Raw genomic sequence first — 17425 nt, 5'->3', positions numbered from 1 at the left:
CCGTCATCGCCGGCGAGTGTTTTAAGGCAGTAGCTCGAACAGAAAGGAATCCTGAGGTTGGCCGTCTCTGCCGCGCAACCCGTTGAATTCCCTGCCGACCTTGGTGAATCCAACCTTCTCAAGTACGGCGACCGACGCCGAGTTCGGAGTCATCACCCGGGCGGTGATCCGTTGCAGGCCGAGGCCGCCATCGTCGACATCGATCAGGGCGTGCCGGGCCGCGCGGGCAACGATCCGCTGCGCCAGTCCCAGCCCGCGTGAGTCAGGATGCAGCCAATAGCCGATTTCCGCGTTCGCGTGCGGGAAGGAAATATTGAAAAGTGCGACCGAGCCGATCAGGGTGCCATTACGGGCTAGGGTCGCCGCCCAGGTCACACCGGAGCCGGTCGAGGCGACGATTCGGCTCCGCTGCAGGTAGCGGTGCGCACTATCCAGCGTGAACGGCTGTTCAAGCATGGTGGAGAAGCTCTGCGTGAGTGGGTCGGCACAGCCCTCGGCAAATCGCTCGAGGTCCGCCTCTTCGATTGCGCGGAGCAGGATCGGGGTCTCCTCGCTGGCATCATCGAAGAGCGGAACGGGCTCCAGCCATGGCGCTGTTGGCAGCATTGCACTGTCCCGCTGTAGCGAGCCGAACCAGCCGTCGACCAGCACGCCCCGCTGGTTGAGTAGCGCGGGGACCGGACCGAGGATCCGGAAGCCCAGCGCCCACGCAACCCTAACCGAGGCCCAGTTTTCTGATCCTGCCGTCCAATGCACGGCGTCGACGTCCAGCCGGTCGAACGCCCAGCCGATGGCGAGCCGAATTGCCCGGGTCATCACATGCTGTCGCCGGGCCCACGGAGCCAGCCCGAAGCCGAGCTTCGCGATCTTCTCTTCCGGTCGAAGGCTCAACGAACCGGCGAACTCGCCCCGGTACTCAATCGCGAAGGTGAGGAGCGACTCGCTCCGCCATCCCTCCGGCGCTACCTCCCGGACGTAACGGGCGGCATCCTCGGCGGTATACGGTGTCGGAGCATTGGTGAACCGCACGGAGTCCGGATCGGTGCACTGGGCAACGATGCCAGGAATGTCGGCATCGCCCAGTTGTCGAAGTGTGAGGTCTCCGGCGGTTAGGATCGGGAGAGAAAGTGCCGGCTTCGGATCGCTGTCTGACATGAACCTAAGGCTCTCAGACTCCGCGGTAAGCGGTCGCGCCACACCCCGATTTGCTCTTGCGCCTAACATAGAGGCGTTAGAACTGTAAGTCAGTTAGGGAGAACTGTGCCGTCCATTCTGGAAAAAATCCTCCGCAGCGGCGAGGGACGTACGCTAAAGCGGCTGCGCAGCTATGCCGATGCGATCAACCACCTGGAAGACGAGTTCAAGAGTCTCTCCGATACCGAGATTCGCGAAGAAACCGACAGGTTCAAGGAACGAGTCAAGGACGGTGAATCGCTCGACTCCCTGCTGCCGGAGGCTTTTGCCGCAGCCCGTGAGGCATCGCGGCGCACAGTCGGTCTTCGCCACTTCGACGTCCAGCTGATGGGCGGTGCCGCATTGCACCTTGGCAATATTGCCGAGATGAAGACCGGTGAAGGCAAGACCCTGGTCGCGACGGCTCCTGCCTACCTCAATGCTCTCGCCGGCAACGGCGTGCACATCGTGACGGTCAACGACTACCTGGCCGAGTACCAGAGCGAACTGATGGGCCGCGTATTCCGGTTCCTGGGGCTCGAAACTGGCTGCATCCTGTCCAATATGGACTCCGCCAAGCGACGTGAGCAGTACGCTGCAGACATCACGTACGGAACGAATAACGAGTTCGGCTTCGATTATCTGCGAGACAACATGGCGTGGGACGCCGCGGATATGGTGCAGCGCGGGCACTCATTCGCGATCGTTGACGAGGTCGATTCGATTCTGATCGACGAAGCACGCACCCCTTTGATCATCTCGGGCCCGGCTTCCGGTGACAGCAACCGGTGGTACGGCGAGTTCGCCCGCGTGGTGAAGCGGCTGAAGGCCGACACCGACTACGAGGTCGACGAGAAGAAGCGCACCGTCGGCGTGCTCGAGTCCGGAATCGACAAGGTCGAGGACTACCTGGGCATCAGCAACCTCTATGAATCGGCCAACACTCCGCTGATCGGATTCCTGAACAACGCCATCAAGGCAAAGGAACTGTTCAAGCGGGACAAGGACTACGTCGTGATGGACGGCGAGGTGCTGATTGTCGATGAGCACACCGGCCGTATCCTGGCCGGGCGTCGCTACAACGAGGGCATGCACCAGGCGATCGAAGCCAAAGAGGATGTCAACGTCAAGGCGGAGAATCAGACGCTGGCGACTATCACGCTGCAGAATTACTTCCGGCTTTACGAGAAACTGTCAGGGATGACCGGAACCGCCGAAACCGAAGCGGCGGAGTTCATGGCGACCTACAAGCTTGGCGTCGTGCCCATTCCGACGAACAAGCCCATGCAGCGGGATGACCAAGCCGACTTCGTCTACAAGAACGAGATCGCGAAGTTCGACGCCGTGGTCGACGATATCGTCGAGCGGAACAAGAAGGGTCAGCCTGTCCTGGTCGGCACGACCAGCGTGGAGAAGAGCGAGTACCTGTCGAAGAAGCTCGGCAAGGAAGGCATCAGGCACGAGGTCCTCAATGCCAAGAACCACGCGCGTGAGGCCACCATCGTCGCGCAGGCCGGCCACAAGGGCGCGGTGACCGTGGCGACGAATATGGCCGGCCGCGGAACCGACATCATGCTCGGTGGAAACGCCGAGTTCAACGCCGTACAGGACCTGGCCTCCCGTGGCCTCGACCCGGCTGAATCGCCGGAGGAGTACGAAGAGGCGTGGCCGGACGCGCTCGAAAAGGCGGAGGAGCAGGTCAAGGCCTCCCACGTTGAGGTCGTTGACCTGGGCGGTCTCTACGTGCTGGGAACGGAACGCCACGAGTCGCGCCGGATCGACAATCAGCTGCGGGGACGCTCCGGCCGCCAGGGGGATCCAGGCGAATCCCGTTTCTACCTATCGCTCACTGACGACCTGATGCGGCTATTCAATTCCCAGGCCGCCGAATCGCTGATGGCGCGGACAAATGTACCCGACGATGTGCCGCTGGAATCAAAGCTGGTCTCGAAGGCAATCCAGTCCGCCCAGTCGCAGATCGAACAGCGAAACGCGGAGCAGCGCAAGAACGTGCTTAAGTACGACGATGTGCTTAACCGGCAGCGCACCGTCATCTACTCGGAGCGGCGCCGGATCCTCGAAGGAGATGACCTGCACGAGCATGTGCAGAACTTCATCACCGACGTGCTGACGTCGTACGTCGACAATGCGACGGCAGCCGGGCATGCGGAGGACTGGGAGCTGGAGCAGCTCTTCACCGCACTGAAGGCTCTGTATCCGGTCTCGATCACCGTCGACGAGCTGATCGAGGAGGTCGGCGGAATATCCCATCTCACTCGGGACGTCCTGCTCGAGGAAGTGCTCTCCGATGCAAGGATCGCCTACGAAAAGCGCGAAGAGGCGTTGGGCGAGAAGGCCACCCGGCAGTTCGAGCGCCGGGTCGTCCTTTCGGTGATCGACCGCAAGTGGCGTGAACATCTTTACGAGATGGACTACCTCAAGGAGGGCATCGGCCTGCGGGCGATGGCACAACGCGATCCACTGGTTGAATACCAGCGCGAGGGCTTTGCCATGTTCAATACGATGTCGGAGGCGATCAAGGAGGAGAGCGTCGGCTTCCTCTACAACCTGGAAGTTCAGGTCACGGAGCACGAGCACGACGCTCCGGACGCCGATGAATCGGCCGACGACGAGCCGGAAATTTCGGCCAAGGGTCTCGAACCGTCAGAGGATACGGCGCTGCAGTTCAGTGCTCCGTCCAGCGACGGCGGCGTTGAGGTTCACACCGAGCGGAAGCAGAAGACCGAGAAGTCGCAGGCTCCGGCTTCCGGAACCCGGAAGAAGGCGCCGCCGAAGAAGGGTTCCAAGCGCAAGCGTCGCTAGGGAATTCGCGTCGTTTGGCTAGCCGACGACGACGGCCGTCGCGATCCATCTGCCTCGGGGAGACTCAAGCCGGAGCGCGACGGCCCGTACCCGGTCCGGTCCGAAAACGACGACCGAGGCTTCGACAACCTGCGGGCACGGCGAACATAGCCGAGCCGTCCCGGCCCTGAACCTGCGAGGGAGTTGTGCGCCGGCCTGCCCCGAACGGGCCCGCGCCGTGATTTCCGCCCGACGCCGCAGCGCCGCGTAGGCATCCGCGCTGAGCCAGCGGGCCACCTGGGTCACCGGACGCACTCCGTAGATCGCCTCGACGATTGCTACCGCGAAGCCCTTGCAGACCGGTTCCGCGGCCTGCGTCGGCTCTGGCATCAGACCGCCGCCTGACGGAGGTGTCGACGGTGTGCCGGCGGCGTGCCCTGGTGCCGACGTGGCTGTCACCTTCGCCTCCGTCCGGAACGCAGCGGCGGGTGAGACGACCAGTGGCACCAACCGCAGCGGCCGCTGCTCCGGGGTGTTCGTCGCGGTATCGGACATGATCAGTCCTGTGGTGGCCGAAGCCGCTGGCCAGGCATCAGCAGGTCGGGATCGGCGCCGATGATCTCGCGGTTCACCCGATGCCATTCCGCGCTGCTTCGCGCTATCTGGCGCGGCGTCGCGGTAGCGCCGAGGTCCTGTGCGGCGAGCTGCCAGAGGGTGTCACCGGCTCGTACGGTGACGTAGTTGGAGCCGGGCGGCCGCTGATCAGGATCGGGCGGTTTGTGCTGGGGCTGAGGTTCTGGGTCAGGGCCTGGATCTGGATCAGGATCAGGATCTGGGGGAGTGTGCTGGGGAGTCGGGGATGACTCACTCGGCTCGGGCAGCTGGGTGACCGGCCAGCCTGGCTCTCTCAGCTGGGTGGAACCAGCCTGCCAGCCTGGATCCGGTAGCTCGGACAGTCGGCCGGAGGGGCCACAGGACACCAGGGACACGCTGACCACCGTGGCCGAGACGCCGAGAACCAGCGGGCGGCAGACAGCGGGAGTGAACAGCCTGCCCAGGACGAGCAGACGCCGGCCACTACCGGGCCGAAAGCGCGCGAGGAGCATGCCCGTACTGGACAGGATCAGGCCAAGCAATAGCCGGGCCAGGCAGATGGAAGCGATCACCGCCGCCAGCAAGGCGACGGCGGCAGCGATATCGGGGCTGTCGCCGCGCAATACCGTCAAGGCGGTGCCTGCCGACTGAACCGTCAACGCCAGGCCGACGAATCCGCCCGCGAGAACTGCCGGAAGCAAGAGAAGCCGGGACGACGCCGAAACCAGTTGGTGAGCTCGCACATTTCCTCCTCGTCAATGAATAGAGGTAAGGCTAGTTCTGCTCCGTTTGGACGTCAATAGCTATTGTTTGATGATGTTTACTGGTTTTATCGCCATTTAGGTATGGCAGCCGTGAGGCTGCCTGCCGGTCGAGGGCTAAGGTGTAGCCGACTGGTTGACTTGCGGTAGGGGGAGGTCCGAGGTGCGCTGGAACGATCTATTTGAGGATCTGGAAGCCCGAATGGACGCCGCGGCCCGCGCCGATCGGGAAGCTGAACTTCCGGAAATCATCCGGGCTGAGAACGCCGAAACCTCGTTCGCCTCGAGGCTGCGCGGTCACCAGGGTGCGGTGCTGTCGCTGCAACTGGGGGCGCATTCCTGTCAGGGCGAGGTTGTATCGCTGGGGGCGCAGTGGCTGGTGCTGGAGGCTCCCCAGGGTGTGGATTCCGCACCGGGGCAGATCGTGGTGCCCTACTCGGCCATTACTGCCGTGCGCGGTCTGGGCAGGGACAGAGTGGACGACGATACCGTCCTGGCGAAGTTACCGATCGGTCACGTTTACCGGGCATTGAGTCGTGATCGTCAGCCGGTGATGATCGGCCTGTGGCCTGGCTATGCGCCGCACAGTCCCGCTGGTGATCCTGCCGTTGTCACCGGAACAATCGATCGGGTGGGCAGGGACCATATCGACGTCGCCGAGCACGCAGCGGACGTGGCACGCCGGCCGAGGGCGATCCGAACGACAGTCGTTCTGCAGTTCGGGTCTGTGGCATTTGTGCGCAGCGTCAGCTAGGTTCGGTATCCAGATCGAAGTCTTCTTCGGTGATTGCCTTGTCGGTCTGTTCGTACATCCGCTGAATATAGTTCTCCAGCTCGGTCTTCTCGACCCGCCACTGTCCGCGTCCGCCGACCTTGATGGCACGCAGCTCGCCCGAACGCACGAGGGCGCGGGCCTGGGCGCCGGAAACGTTCAGGATTGCCGCAACATCGGTCAGTGGTAAGAACCGCACTTCGACTGGCATCTTCAAGGCTCCTAGCTAGCGACGAATAGGACTGATTGTCGCGAATGTCTGATTCTGGCTGGTTGATCGGTAATTCATCGTAGCGGAATTGCTTGCTTTGCCCACGTTACCTATCAAATATTACAACTTGAGGCCTGATGTAGGTCAATGTCACCGGAGAATCCGGGGAGCTCTGAACGGCTGGTGGGGTGCGGAAATGGCAGTGGCGCGACGGCTCAAGCAACCATCCTGGCGTGACGCGCGGCTGTTGATCGGGATTCTGCTTGTCGCGGCCGCTGTCTCCGCTACCTGGCAACTGGTCCGGGTGGCAAGCGACACGATCACTGTGTACGCGGCAGCGGAGACGCTGGTTCCCGGCCAGAAGATTTCAACCGACCAACTGGAGAAGATCCAGGTCAAGCTGCCGGAAAACGCCGAAAAGTACGTCAGTGCAAATCGCGACTGGGGTGCTGGGATCGTGGCGCTTCGGCCGATCTATCCGGGTGAATTGATACCCCGGGAGGCCCTGGGCAACGCCTCGGAACTCGAAGGCCGGATGCTTGCGATCAATCTGGAGTCGTCGCTGCCGGACGGAGTGAGGCCGGGATCGAGGGTCGATGTCTGGGCGACGCCTCGGGATGGCGCAGGAACCGATCAGATGGCCAAGGATTCGCGTCTGGTCCTCGAAGCCGTGACCGTACTTGCCTCCGGTGGCCTCGACAACGCACTCGGTAGCGACGGGCAGTCCCGGATCGAGCTCTTCGTGCCGTCGCCCGACCTTCCCGAGTTGATCCAGGTACTCGGACGGGACGAACGGATCTCGATCGTGGCACTGCCCGGATCGAAGTCGCCGTGAGCATCCCGGTTCTGGTCGCGATCGGCGGATCGTCCGAAAGCGAATTTGTTGCCGAGCTAGCGAACCATCGTGATCTGGCAACCGTCGTGCGACGGCCGGCGGATGTCGTCGAGCTGATTGCCGCCGCCGAATCTGGGCAGGGGCGAGCGGCAGTCATCTCTGATCACTTTCCGGACATCGATCGCGACGTGGTTCAGAGGCTCCGTCGGCTTGGCCTGGTGGTCATCGCGCTCAGCGCCGAACCTGGCCGGATGATGGCGCTGGGCGTCAGCAGCTGTTTAACCCCGGAGGCGCCGGCGGCCCAGGTGGCTCGGGCCATTGTCCGGGAGTACGGGAAGGAAGCGGGCGGCGCCGGGGCGCCGGAAGAACAGCCTGGTGTCGCTACGGAATCTGGCCCGGCCGTCGCGCCGGCCGTGCCGCTCGGCCCCGGTCCGGCTCGCAATCCGGCACAGCGATCCGGAACGGTGGTGGCCGTATGGGGCGGCGCCGGCAGCCCGGGGCGGACCACGCTGTCGATCAACCTGGCCGCCGAACTGGCTGGACTGGGTGCCACGACGATGCTGATTGATTCCGACACCTACGCCGCATCGATTGCTCCCGCCCTTGGAATGCTGGACGACGCACCGAGTCTCGCTGCCGCGTGCAGGCTCGCCGGACGTGGAATGCTCACCCCCCGGACGCATTGCGCGACGTCAGCGCCGAAGTCGAGCCCAATCTGCGGGTGCTGACCGGGATCAGCCAGGCGGACCGTTGGCCGGAACTGCGCGACGCCGCTCTGGAGAATGTGTTCGACGTGGCCAGGAGCTGTGCCGACTTCACGATCATCGACTGCGCTGGGGTGCTCGAGGCCGATGAGGAGCTCAGCTTCGATACCACGGCGCCACGGCGGAACGCCGGCACCTTAACCGCGCTGGCCGCCGCGGATACCGTGTACGCGGTGGGTGCCGCGGACCCGATCGGCTTGCAGCGCCTGTTGCGCGGACTCGATGAACTGCGGGAGCACGTGCCCGGCGACAGTATTCGGGTTGTGATCAACAAGCTGCGCTCGTCAGCTGTTGGGCCAGCGCCTGAGCGACGGGTTCGAGCGTCTCTGGCCCGATTTGGCGGGCTTGGCGATCTGGTCACGGTGCCGGATGACCGCGCTGCCTGCGATCAGGCACTGCTGCGCGGGCTCGCCCTGCGTACCGCCAACCGGAATTCGACCGCGAGAACCGCGATCCATGGCCTTGCCGCGGGCCTGGCGCGCGACTTCGGGTTCTCCAGCCGGGCGCTGCAGCGGGTGGCCGACAAGCAGGGCGGCAAAATGCGGGAGTGGGGAAGGCTACGCTCATTCCGGTCAATGTGGCGGCTCCGGCGTGCCGTCCGGGACATCGGTGCGGCAGAATAGCAAGCACGGTTCGTTCGACGGTTCGTCCAGCCAATCACCGTGGATAAGGGTAGGAGCTACAGATGTCCAAGCTAGTACGGATCTACGCTCCGTCAGCACTCGATGAACTCGCCGCAGACTGGCCGCGTGGTGTCGCAGTGCCTGGCGGCGACGGGGTGTTTGCTGTCACAGAGCCGGCTATCCACGCGGCGACCACTGGAGAAACGAAACCAGACCTGGAAGAGCTTGAATACGATTCAATGCTCACCGCGGCGCACAACAGTGCTGTCAATCTGCTGATATCCGGCCGGGGCGGCCGCCGCGTCGTCGTGGCTGCCGACGTACCGGAGGGCCAGCTGAGCGCGGACGGCACGAGCGATGCAACCGGCGTGGGCGCCCGCCCGGACTATGTCCTGACGTCGGATCTGACCACGGCTCAGGTCGTCAGCTTCCACGTCGACGCGGACGACGCCACGCTACCCGCTGGAGTTGAGAGCGCGGAGATGCTCGGCATCCTGCTGAAAGCGGCGGCCGACTGCGACCTGCTGTGGTACGACGTGAGCGAGGCCGATGAGCTGTTCTCTTACCGCTCAGCTCGGTAGCTAGAGCGCCAGCCTTTCGCGGACCAGGGACTCCTGTTCCTTGAGTGCCTTCCGGAGCACTCGTTCCGCGGCGGATTCGATCTTGGCTCCCATGAAAGGCATGCTCGAGGTGAGTTCACCGGCGTAGGCGTGGATCGTGCCGTCGGAATCGGGCCGGAGCGACTCGCTTGCCGAAATCTTCAGCGGCACTCCGCTGAGCGTGATATCGACCTCGGCGGTTCGCGAACCGTCGGCACCGGCGCGGGTCCAGAACTCGCGCTGCGTCACCTTGATCGTCTCGCCGACGAACTTTCGGGCGAAATCGGGAAGCTGGGCGGTGGAGGCTTCCCGATTCACAGAGACTGTGAAATCTCCTGTCTCCGGGCTTCCGTCAACACTGACCGAGAAATTGGTCGAGCCGGTGCGGCGGCACACCTCTTCGTGGAAGGACGGCTCTGCCAGAAGTGCGGCAACTGATTCCGGGGTGGCGCCGTAGCGCAGTTCTTCTTCCAATCGCATGGATTGTCTCTCCGCTCAGATCGATCGTTCGATGGCTGTTGAAGGTGCAGTCGCGATCGCTGATGACGGAAACTGCGATTGCGGCGAACCCGAAAGGATTCTCTCATTGATGTGGGCTTAGAGTTGACCGAAGGCGATACTGGCATTGCGAGTACGCCGGTCACCAAAACGACACAGTATTTACGAGGTGGAATCGGTGTCTACGGACGCGAGAATGGCTTTCGACGAGGACGTTGACTGGGCTGGCGTGCAGCGCCGGTGGGAAGAGATAGCAGGTTCCGCTCCGCCGAGAGATTTCCTGGCGACGTATTTTGCGCACGTTGCCGACGAGGACGCGCTGACGCTGGGAACGGACGCCTTGGCCGGACTTGCGCACGCGCACTGGCAGCTCGCCCAGGGCCGGCCGGCCGGTCGTGCCGTGATTAACGTGCACAACCCCGAACCGGATGCGCATGGCTACACGAGTTCCCGTACCGTCGTCGATATTGTCACCGATGACATGTCCTTTCTGGTCGGTTCGGTCTCCGCCGAGCTCACCCGGCAGAAGCACGGTATTCAGCTCGTCATCCACCCGATCGTGGTGGTCCGGCGCGATGTTGCCAGGAATGTCGAGCAGGTTCTTGACCTGCCAAGCGAAAATGCCGGCCTACCGGTCGCCAGCGGTGACACCGCCACACTCGATGTGCTGCCGAACCTTGAAGGGGCGACGGTCGAATCGTGGATTCATATCGAAATCGACAAGGTCGTCGACCCCGGCCAGCTCGAAGCGATCGAGGACGGCATCCGCGATGTGCTCGCCGAGGTCAGGGCCAGCGGAGACGAGTTCGACCGAATGCGCGCCAAAGCGCTCGACATCGCCGGCGAGCTGGAAGAGCGCGCGCCGACCCCCGGACTCGAAGAGGAAGCCGCGGTGGCCGCCCGGCTACTCCGCTGGATGGCGGACGAGAACTTCACCTTCGTTGGCTACCGGGAATACGATCTGGAGGTTGAGAACGGCGACGACGTGCTGATCGCGGCCCCTGGCAGCGACCTCGGCGTGCTGCGATCGCACCGCCAGTCCAATCGCCCCGGCGGAGTGCTGACCCGGAACGTGCAGGCCAAGGCGCGCGAGAAGCGTGTCCTTGTGCTCACGAAGGCGAACTCCCGTTCCCGGGTCAACCGACGAAGCTACCTCGACTATGTCGGGATCAAGACGTACAACGCGGCCGGAGAGGTGATCGGCGAACGCCGTTTCCTCGGCCTGTTCAGCTCGACGGCGTACACGCATTCAGTGCTCAAGGTGCCGGTGATCGGCGAAAAGGTCCGCGAGATCATCCACAGGTCCGGCTACTCCCGGAATTCGCACTCGGGCAAGGACCTGCTGGCGATCCTGGAGACCTATCCACGTGACGAGCTGTTCCAGGCCGACATCGATGAGCTCTACCAGACAGCGATCGCGGTCGTCCACCTTCAGGAGCGGCGCCGGCCCCGGGTATTCCTTCGCCGGGACAGCTACGAGCGTTTCATGTCTGTGCTGGTCTATCTGCCGCGCGACCAGTACAACACCGACGCTCGGTTGAGGATCGAAGCGCACCTGCGCGAGGTTTTCGATGCGGAGTCGGTTGACTACGACGCGTGGCTGAGTGAATCAGTGCTGGCTCGCCTGCACTTCGTGGTCCGGGTGGCAAGGGGCAAGACGCTCGCGGAGGTCGACCAGACCTCGCTGCAGCAGCGGGTGATCGAGGCACTTCGCGGCTGGTCCGATGACCTGATGGAACTGCTGGTTCCGACCGGACCGGATGGCACCGGCTCGGAAGCTGAAGCGCAGATCGCCGCCAGGTGGGCCCATGCGTTCCCTGAGGCGTACAAGGAAGACTTCTCGCCATCACAGGCATTGGAAGACATCAAACATCTTGAGGCAGCCGAACACCACGATCAGCTGCAGATGCGGCTGTACACGCCGGCCGGGGATTCCTGCCGGCAGCGCTTCGCCTTCTACCGGGCCGAGTCGCTGTCACTGACAACGGTTCTGCCATTCCTGGCCAATCTCGGCGTCGAGGTGGTGGACGAACGCCCGTACGAGCTGTCTCTACCGGACGGACAGAAGCGGTACATTTACGACTTCGGCCTGCGTTACGATTCGGAAACCAAGTTCGCCGGCAGCGACAGCCGCTTCGTCGAGGCATTCGCCGCCGCATGGCAGGGACTCAGCGAGTCTGACGGACTGGAACAGCTGGTGCTGGCCGCAGGACTTGGCTGGCGGGAAATCGTCATAGTGCGCACCTACGCCAGGTACTTGCGCCAGGTCGGGCTGAACTTCTCCGAGACGATGCTGGCCCGGGTGATTGTCGACAACGCCCCAATCACCCGGAAGCTCACCGAGTTCTTCGCCGCCCGGTTCGATCCCGCGGGGCCGGAGGATATGTCCGAGCGCCACGCTGAGGAAGCCCGGCTCGTCGAAGAGCTGAAGGGGATGCTTGACGACGTCAAGAGCCTCGATGCCGATCGCATCCTGCGCACGTTCATGGAGCTGATGCAGGCGACGCTGCGGACCAACTTCTATCAGCGGGACGAAGCCGGCAAGCATAAGGCGCATGTCACCCTGAAGCTCGATCCGAGCTCGATCAACGTGCTGCCCAAGCCGCGCCCGGCGCTCGAGATGTGGGTGTACTCGCCTCGAGTCGAGGGCGTGCATCTTCGTTTCGGCCGGGTCGCCCGTGGCGGACTGCGTTGGAGTGACCGGCGTGAAGACTTCCGCACCGAGGTGCTCGGTCTGGTCAAGGCCCAAACGGTGAAGAACGCCCTCATCGTGCCGACCGGCGCAAAGGGTGGGTTCTTCTGCAAGAGCCTGCCGGACAGCTCAAATCGTGAAGCCTGGCTGGCGGAAGGCACGGAGTGCTACCAGACCTTCATCCGGGGAATGCTGGACGTGACCGACAATCTGGTTTACGCCGGCGAGAACCGCGAGGTCGTCGCGCCTCGGGATGTTGTTCGGCATGACGGCGAAGACACCTACCTTGTGGTCGCGGCAGACAAGGGAACCGCAAGCTTCTCCGACACCGCCAACGCCGTCGCGCAGTCATACGGGTTCTGGCTCGGCGATGCCTTTGCCTCCGGTGGGTCCGTCGGCTATGACCACAAGGCGATGGGCATAACTGCCCGGGGCGCCTGGGAGTCGGTCAAGCGGCACTTCCGGGAACTGGGCCGCGACATCCAGACCGAGGATTTCACCGCGGTCGGCGTCGGCGACATGAGCGGCGACGTTTTCGGAAACGGCATGCTGCTCTCGACCCACACGCGACTCGTCGCGGCATTCGACCATCGGCATATCTTCCTTGACCCGAATCCGGATTCAGCCGCCTCGCACGTCGAACGCCAGCGATTGTTCAAGCTGCCGCGCTCGTCCTGGGCCGACTACGATGTCACGCTGATCTCCGAGGGTGGCGGGGTATTCCCGCGCACGGCGAAGTCGGTGCCGATCACCGATCAGGTTCGCGATCGGCTGGGGCTGGAATCAGACGTCCGCGCGCTGGCGCCGGAAGATCTGTTGCGCGCTATCCTTCGTGCGCCGGTCGACCTGGTGTACAACGGCGGTATCGGCACGTATATCAAGGCCAGCACAGAATCCAATGCCGACGTCGGCGATAAGGCCAACGACGCCATCCGGGTCAATGGTGACGAGGTCCGCGCGCTGGTAATCGGCGAAGGCGGAAACCTCGGTGTCACGCAGCTCGGCCGGATCGAGGCGGCGTTGCACGACGTTCGGGTCAACACCGATGCGATCGACAACTCCGCGGGTGTCGACTGCTCCGACCATGAGGTCAACATCAAGATCTTCCTCGACCGGCTGGTTGCAGCGGGAGACATCAGCCCGGACGACCGCGACGGATTCCTGCTCTCGATGACCGACGATGTGGCCAACCTGGTCCTTGCGCACAACTATCGGCAGAACATGGTCCTCGGCGACGCCCGGGTTCAGACCGTGCCGATGTCGAGCGTCTACCTGCGGATGATGAAGTCGTTCGAGCAGCGTGGCGATCTGGATCGGAAGCTTGAGTTCCTGCCGACCACGAACGAAGTGAACCGGCGCAACGAAGGCGGGAAGGGCTTCACCTCTCCCGAACTGTCTGTACTGCTTGCCTACGGCAAGATGGCGCTTTCCGCCGATCTGCTGGCCAGCGAACTGCCGGATGAAGTGTGGGCGCAGTCCCAGCTGAAGGGTTACTTCCCCGCTCCGTTGGTGGATCGCTACGCCGACCGTCTTGGCCAGCACCCGCTGCGCCGCGAGGTCGTAACCACGATGCTGGTCAACGACCTGGTTGATCGCGGCGGGCTCACCTTCGCGTTCCGGGTGATGGAGGAGACCGGCGCGGACGCCGCGCAGACCATGCGCGTTTTCATGGTGGCCAAGCAGGTCTTCGGTCTCGATGACTACATCAAGGCGCTTGAGGCGACGGACGGCACTGTCGACACCGGCACCCAGATCGAAATGCAGCTTGAATACCGCAGGCTGCTCGACCGGGCAACTCGCTGGCTCGTGCACCAGCGTCCATCGAAGGTCGACGTGGACGCGGAAGTCAGCAGGTACCGGTCGATCATCGGCGAACTGTTGCCGCACACGCCGGAACTCGTCCGGGGCACGGAGAAATCCGTGATGGGTGAACGCGCCGAGTCTCTGATCGAACGCAATGTACCGCGGGAACTCGCCTGGCGAACCGCCGCGCTGCTGGACCAGTTCGTGATGCTCGACATCGCCGAGCTGATCGACGCATCGGGGGAGGATCCACGCGAGGTCGCCTCGCTGTACTACACGATCTCGGATCGGTTCAACGCGGCATCCATGCTGGGCCGGATCGGCTCGCTGCCGCGCGGAGACCGCTGGAATGCGCTGGCCCGAGGTGCGTTGCGGGACGACTTCTATGCCGCGATCGAGTCGGTTGTGGCAGCGGTGCTCGAGGGCACCGACAGCGGTCAGCCGGCGGAAGATCGATTGGCCGCCTGGGAGGAAGCAAACGCCAGCCAGCTCAGCCGGGCAATGGAAACCGTCGATGAGGTGCGGCAGTCGGACCACGGCGACCTAGCTTCGCTATCGGTCGCATTGCGGCTGCTGCGCACGGTTGTCCGTACGAGCCAAAGCAGCGTGGCGCCGGCGACCGGGATGGTGCCGGTCATCGAAACCTCCGGAGGCTGAGTGAGCACGCTCGGCAACCTACTGCACGAGGAAGGTGTCAGCTCAGAGCATGACGCCGAGTGGCTGCATCTTCTGGTCGGAGACTGGCAGCTGATAGCGGACCTTTCATTCGCCGACCTGGTGCTCTGGGTGCCGAGCCGGACCGAGCATCGGGACGGTGATTTCCGTGCGGTAGCGCACTGCCGGCCGAGTACTGGTGTCACCGTGTACCACGACGACGTCGTCGGCGGCCACATCGCGAAGACGCAGCGCCAGATGGTGCAACGGGCGTACTCGACGGCCAGCTGGGTCCGGGCGCTGCAGCCGGGCTGGCAGGCCGGGCTGCCGGTGCGCGAAGAGGCGGTTCCGGTTGTCCGTAACGGGCGGGTAATTGCCGTGCTCACCCGGCATAGCAACCTGGCCGCAGCTCGGGCGCCAAGCCGGCTCGAACTGACGTACATGGAGTGTGCGGGGGAGCTGCTCCGGATGATCTCCCAGGGCGCGTTCCCGGACGTCTCCGCCCCGACCGGGGCCCGTCGCGGTGCGCCGCGGGTGGGTGACGGTCTGGTGCTGCTGGACGTCGAGGGAGTCGTTGTCTACACAAGTCCCAACGCGCTGTCCCTGCTGCACCGGCTCGGTCACATCGGTGAGGTCGAAGGCGAATCGCTCGCGGAAGTCGTCAGCGACCTGCTGGAGGAACGGCGGCCAGTCGATGAGTCCCTGCCGCTGGTGCTGACCGGCCGCGCGCCATGGCGCTCCGATGTCGAGGCCCGCGGAGTCGCCCTGTCGCTCCGGGCGATTCCCTTCACCCAGGCCGGTCAGCGAACCGGCGCGATTGTGCTTGCCCGCGATGTGTCCGAGCTGCGCCGGCGGGAGCGCGAGCTGATGAGCAAGGACGCGACGATCCGCGAAATGCATCATCGGGTGAAGAACAACCTGACTACCGTGGCCGCCCTGCTACGGCTGCAGGCGAGGCGAATGACGACGAGTGAGGCCCGGGAAGCGCTGGAAGAGGCAATGCGCCGGGTCTCGATTATCGCCGTGGTGCACGACACCCTTTCCCAGGGCGTGGACAGTAGCGTGGACTTTGACGAAGTTGTCGACAAGGGTCTCAGGGTGACTCCTGACCTCGCCGTGCCGTCGTCGAACATTAGGGTGAAGCGCGAGGGCTCGTTCGGCGCGATCAGCAGCGGGGACGCTACCGCCCTGGCCCTCGCGCTGACGGAGCTGGTCACCAACGCCGTCGAGCATGCTCTCCCGGATGGCGAGGGATCGGTGTGGGTGCGTCCGGTTCGCGATGGCGCCCACCTGCAGGTCATCGTCGCGGACGATGGCGTAGGCCTTCCCGAACAGGGCGGACCCGGCAACGGGCTGGGAACGCAGATCGTCAAGGCCCTGATCGGCGGCGAGCTCAACGGCACGATCATCTGGCGTGACCGGGATGGTGGCGGCACGGAAGCGGTTATCTCGATCGAACTGCGCAAGGACGAATAGCTGTCCACTCGCGGCAAGAAAAACGCCACCGGCGGTCAATGACCACCGGTGGCGCAAGGTGCTTCGGCTAGCTAGCCCGGCGGGCACGGGCGGCGCGGCGTTTGAGTGCCCGACGCTCGTCCTCGCTGAGACCGCCCCATACACCAGCGTCCTGGCCGGACTCCAATGCCCACTGCAGGCAGGTATCAACGACCTCGCAGCGTCGGCAGACGCTCTTGGCCTCTTCGATCTGCAGCAGAGCCGGTCCGGTATTACCGATGGGGAAGAAGAGCTCAGGGTCTTCATCTAGGCAGGCTGCGCGATGGCGCCAGTCCATAATGTCCTTTCAGTCACACACATCTAAGTATCCGGCCGCACAACAAGTGGCCGGAATGTCGCAAGAGGTGAGTCTCGTTAGCTTGGAGAATCAAGACAGTTAACCAGCGCTTTGCGCTGCGTTGAACCTCGATTTCTTCTAGGTTCACACGGCCCAGATTTTTTTACAAGAGGTAGAGGTTGTGATTCTCCTGACAAAGGCTGCCCCGCTCACCCCCTGTGAGCTGGGCATTCAGTTACTGGCTTTCGCCGCGGCATCAAGGGCGCGGATCGTCGCATACGCCTGCTGCGGAGTCTGGCTGATGAAGCCGGCGCTCTGATAGCGGGCAACGATCTGCGGTTCGGTGCGCATCAGCGCCCAGCCTCGCCGGATCAGGGTGGTCAACGACTTCCTGGATTCCGAGAGGTCACGCAGCAGACGAAAGGTGAAGGTCTTGATCCGGGGCCGGGCGAGGCAGATCGCTGCGGCGACGCAATCCGAATCAGACAGCCGGCTGATCACCTCGTCGGCGAACAGGCCTTCGGCGATAATCGTCCTTGCGGCACCGACGTCGACATGGACGATGCCGGTCCGGCGTGAAGTCGGGATGTCATACACCGGGATATCTGCCTTGCCATCGTTGCAGAGTTGCCGAAGACTCGCTGCCGCTGCGTCGGCGTTCCAGCTCCCGGCCGAGTCCCAGTCGACGATGCCGAAGCGGCGGGGCAGCCCCGGATCGTCATGGTCGCGGTAGAAATCGTCCAGGGCCACAACCGGCAGGCCGAGCCGTCTGGTCAGCGAGGTCTTTCCGACGCCACTTGGGCCGGTGAGCAGGACGATCCGGCGGGAAGGTCTGGAGTCGGGGGAGGGCAC

Annotated in this window: 15 protein-coding genes; 8 read left to right on the top strand and 7 right to left on the bottom strand. The window is 63.8% G+C overall.

Going from position 1 to position 17425, the window contains the following annotated elements:
* Window positions 1-21 precede the first annotated feature (21 nt).
* Window positions 22-1155, bottom strand: a complete 1134-nt coding sequence (locus tag LWF01_RS11170; protein ID WP_349637469.1) for a GNAT family N-acetyltransferase — start codon at window positions 1153-1155, stop codon at window positions 22-24.
* Between the two features lie 105 nt (window positions 1156-1260).
* Between LWF01_RS11170 and secA the strand changes: the two genes are divergently transcribed.
* Complete coding sequence (secA, locus tag LWF01_RS11165; RefSeq protein WP_349637468.1) at window positions 1261-3996, top strand: preprotein translocase subunit SecA; 2736 nt, start codon at window positions 1261-1263, stop codon at window positions 3994-3996.
* An 18-nt stretch (window positions 3997-4014) separates the two neighbouring features.
* Here secA and LWF01_RS11160 read toward each other — a convergent pair whose 3' ends face one another.
* Window positions 4015-4530 carry an Rv3235 family protein gene (locus tag LWF01_RS11160; protein ID WP_349637467.1) on the bottom strand — a complete coding sequence of 172 codons (516 nt, stop codon included), beginning with the start codon at window positions 4528-4530 and terminating at the stop codon, window positions 4015-4017.
* Between the two features lie 2 nt (window positions 4531-4532).
* Entirely contained in the window at window positions 4533-5312 is a 780-nt protein-coding gene (locus LWF01_RS11155; protein ID WP_349637466.1) for a LysM peptidoglycan-binding domain-containing protein, read from the bottom strand.
* Window positions 5313-5493: 181 nt separating this feature from the next.
* Between LWF01_RS11155 and LWF01_RS11150 the strand changes: the two genes are divergently transcribed.
* Entirely contained in the window at window positions 5494-6084 is a 591-nt protein-coding gene (locus LWF01_RS11150; protein WP_349637465.1) for a hypothetical protein, read from the top strand.
* Here LWF01_RS11150 and LWF01_RS11145 read toward each other — a convergent pair.
* Complete coding sequence (locus tag LWF01_RS11145; RefSeq protein WP_349637464.1) at window positions 6077-6313, bottom strand: helix-turn-helix domain-containing protein; 237 nt, start codon at window positions 6311-6313, stop codon at window positions 6077-6079. The two genes, LWF01_RS11150 and LWF01_RS11145, sit on opposite strands and share 8 nt — an antisense overlap.
* Window positions 6314-6509: 196 nt before the next feature.
* Between LWF01_RS11145 and LWF01_RS11140 the strand changes: the two genes are divergently transcribed.
* The 4 genes from LWF01_RS11140 to LWF01_RS11125 all read left to right on the top strand — a co-directional run bounded on the left by LWF01_RS11140 (window position 6510) and on the right by LWF01_RS11125 (window position 9116).
* A complete protein-coding gene (locus LWF01_RS11140; RefSeq protein WP_349637463.1) occupies window positions 6510-7148 on the top strand; it encodes a CpaB family protein in 639 nt (212 codons plus the stop codon).
* A complete protein-coding gene (locus LWF01_RS11135) occupies window positions 7145-7876 on the top strand; it encodes a CpaE/TadZ family protein (RefSeq protein ID WP_349637462.1) in 732 nt (243 codons plus the stop codon). Before LWF01_RS11140 ends, LWF01_RS11135 begins: the two co-directional genes overlap by 4 nt.
* On the top strand, window positions 7831-8535 hold the full coding sequence (locus LWF01_RS11130; protein ID WP_349637461.1) for a CpaE/TadZ family protein: 705 nt from the start codon (window positions 7831-7833) through the stop codon (window positions 8533-8535). The genes LWF01_RS11135 and LWF01_RS11130 overlap by 46 nt, the downstream gene beginning before the upstream one ends.
* Before the next feature lie 62 nt (window positions 8536-8597).
* Entirely contained in the window at window positions 8598-9116 is a 519-nt protein-coding gene (locus LWF01_RS11125; protein WP_349637460.1) for a DUF6912 family protein, read from the top strand.
* On the opposite strand, the gene LWF01_RS11120 is transcribed toward LWF01_RS11125, so the two are convergent.
* Window positions 9117-9614: a DUF2505 domain-containing protein gene (locus LWF01_RS11120; RefSeq protein ID WP_349637459.1), complete on the bottom strand. Its 498-nt coding sequence runs from the start codon at window positions 9612-9614 to the stop codon at window positions 9117-9119.
* Between the two features lie 196 nt (window positions 9615-9810).
* Here LWF01_RS11120 and LWF01_RS11115 point away from each other — a divergent pair, with 196 nt between their 5' ends.
* Complete coding sequence (locus LWF01_RS11115; protein WP_349637458.1) at window positions 9811-14784, top strand: NAD-glutamate dehydrogenase; 4974 nt, start codon at window positions 9811-9813, stop codon at window positions 14782-14784.
* A complete protein-coding gene (locus tag LWF01_RS11110) occupies window positions 14785-16257 on the top strand; it encodes a sensor histidine kinase (RefSeq protein ID WP_349637457.1) in 1473 nt (490 codons plus the stop codon).
* Between the two features lie 67 nt (window positions 16258-16324).
* Here the strand turns inward: LWF01_RS11110 and LWF01_RS11105 are convergent, their stop codons facing one another.
* Together LWF01_RS11105 and LWF01_RS11100 are read right to left on the bottom strand one after the other, a co-directional pair.
* Window positions 16325-16573 carry a WhiB family transcriptional regulator gene (locus LWF01_RS11105; RefSeq protein WP_349637456.1) on the bottom strand — a complete coding sequence of 83 codons (249 nt, stop codon included), beginning with the start codon at window positions 16571-16573 and terminating at the stop codon, window positions 16325-16327.
* Between the two features lie 231 nt (window positions 16574-16804).
* Complete coding sequence (locus LWF01_RS11100; protein WP_349637455.1) at window positions 16805-17425, bottom strand: uridine kinase family protein; 621 nt, start codon at window positions 17423-17425, stop codon at window positions 16805-16807.

Source organism: Saxibacter everestensis, from assembly GCF_025787225.1.
Lineage (GTDB): Bacteria > Actinomycetota > Actinomycetes > Actinomycetales > Brevibacteriaceae > Saxibacter > Saxibacter everestensis.
This window is presented reverse-complemented; position numbering and strand designations above follow the sequence as displayed.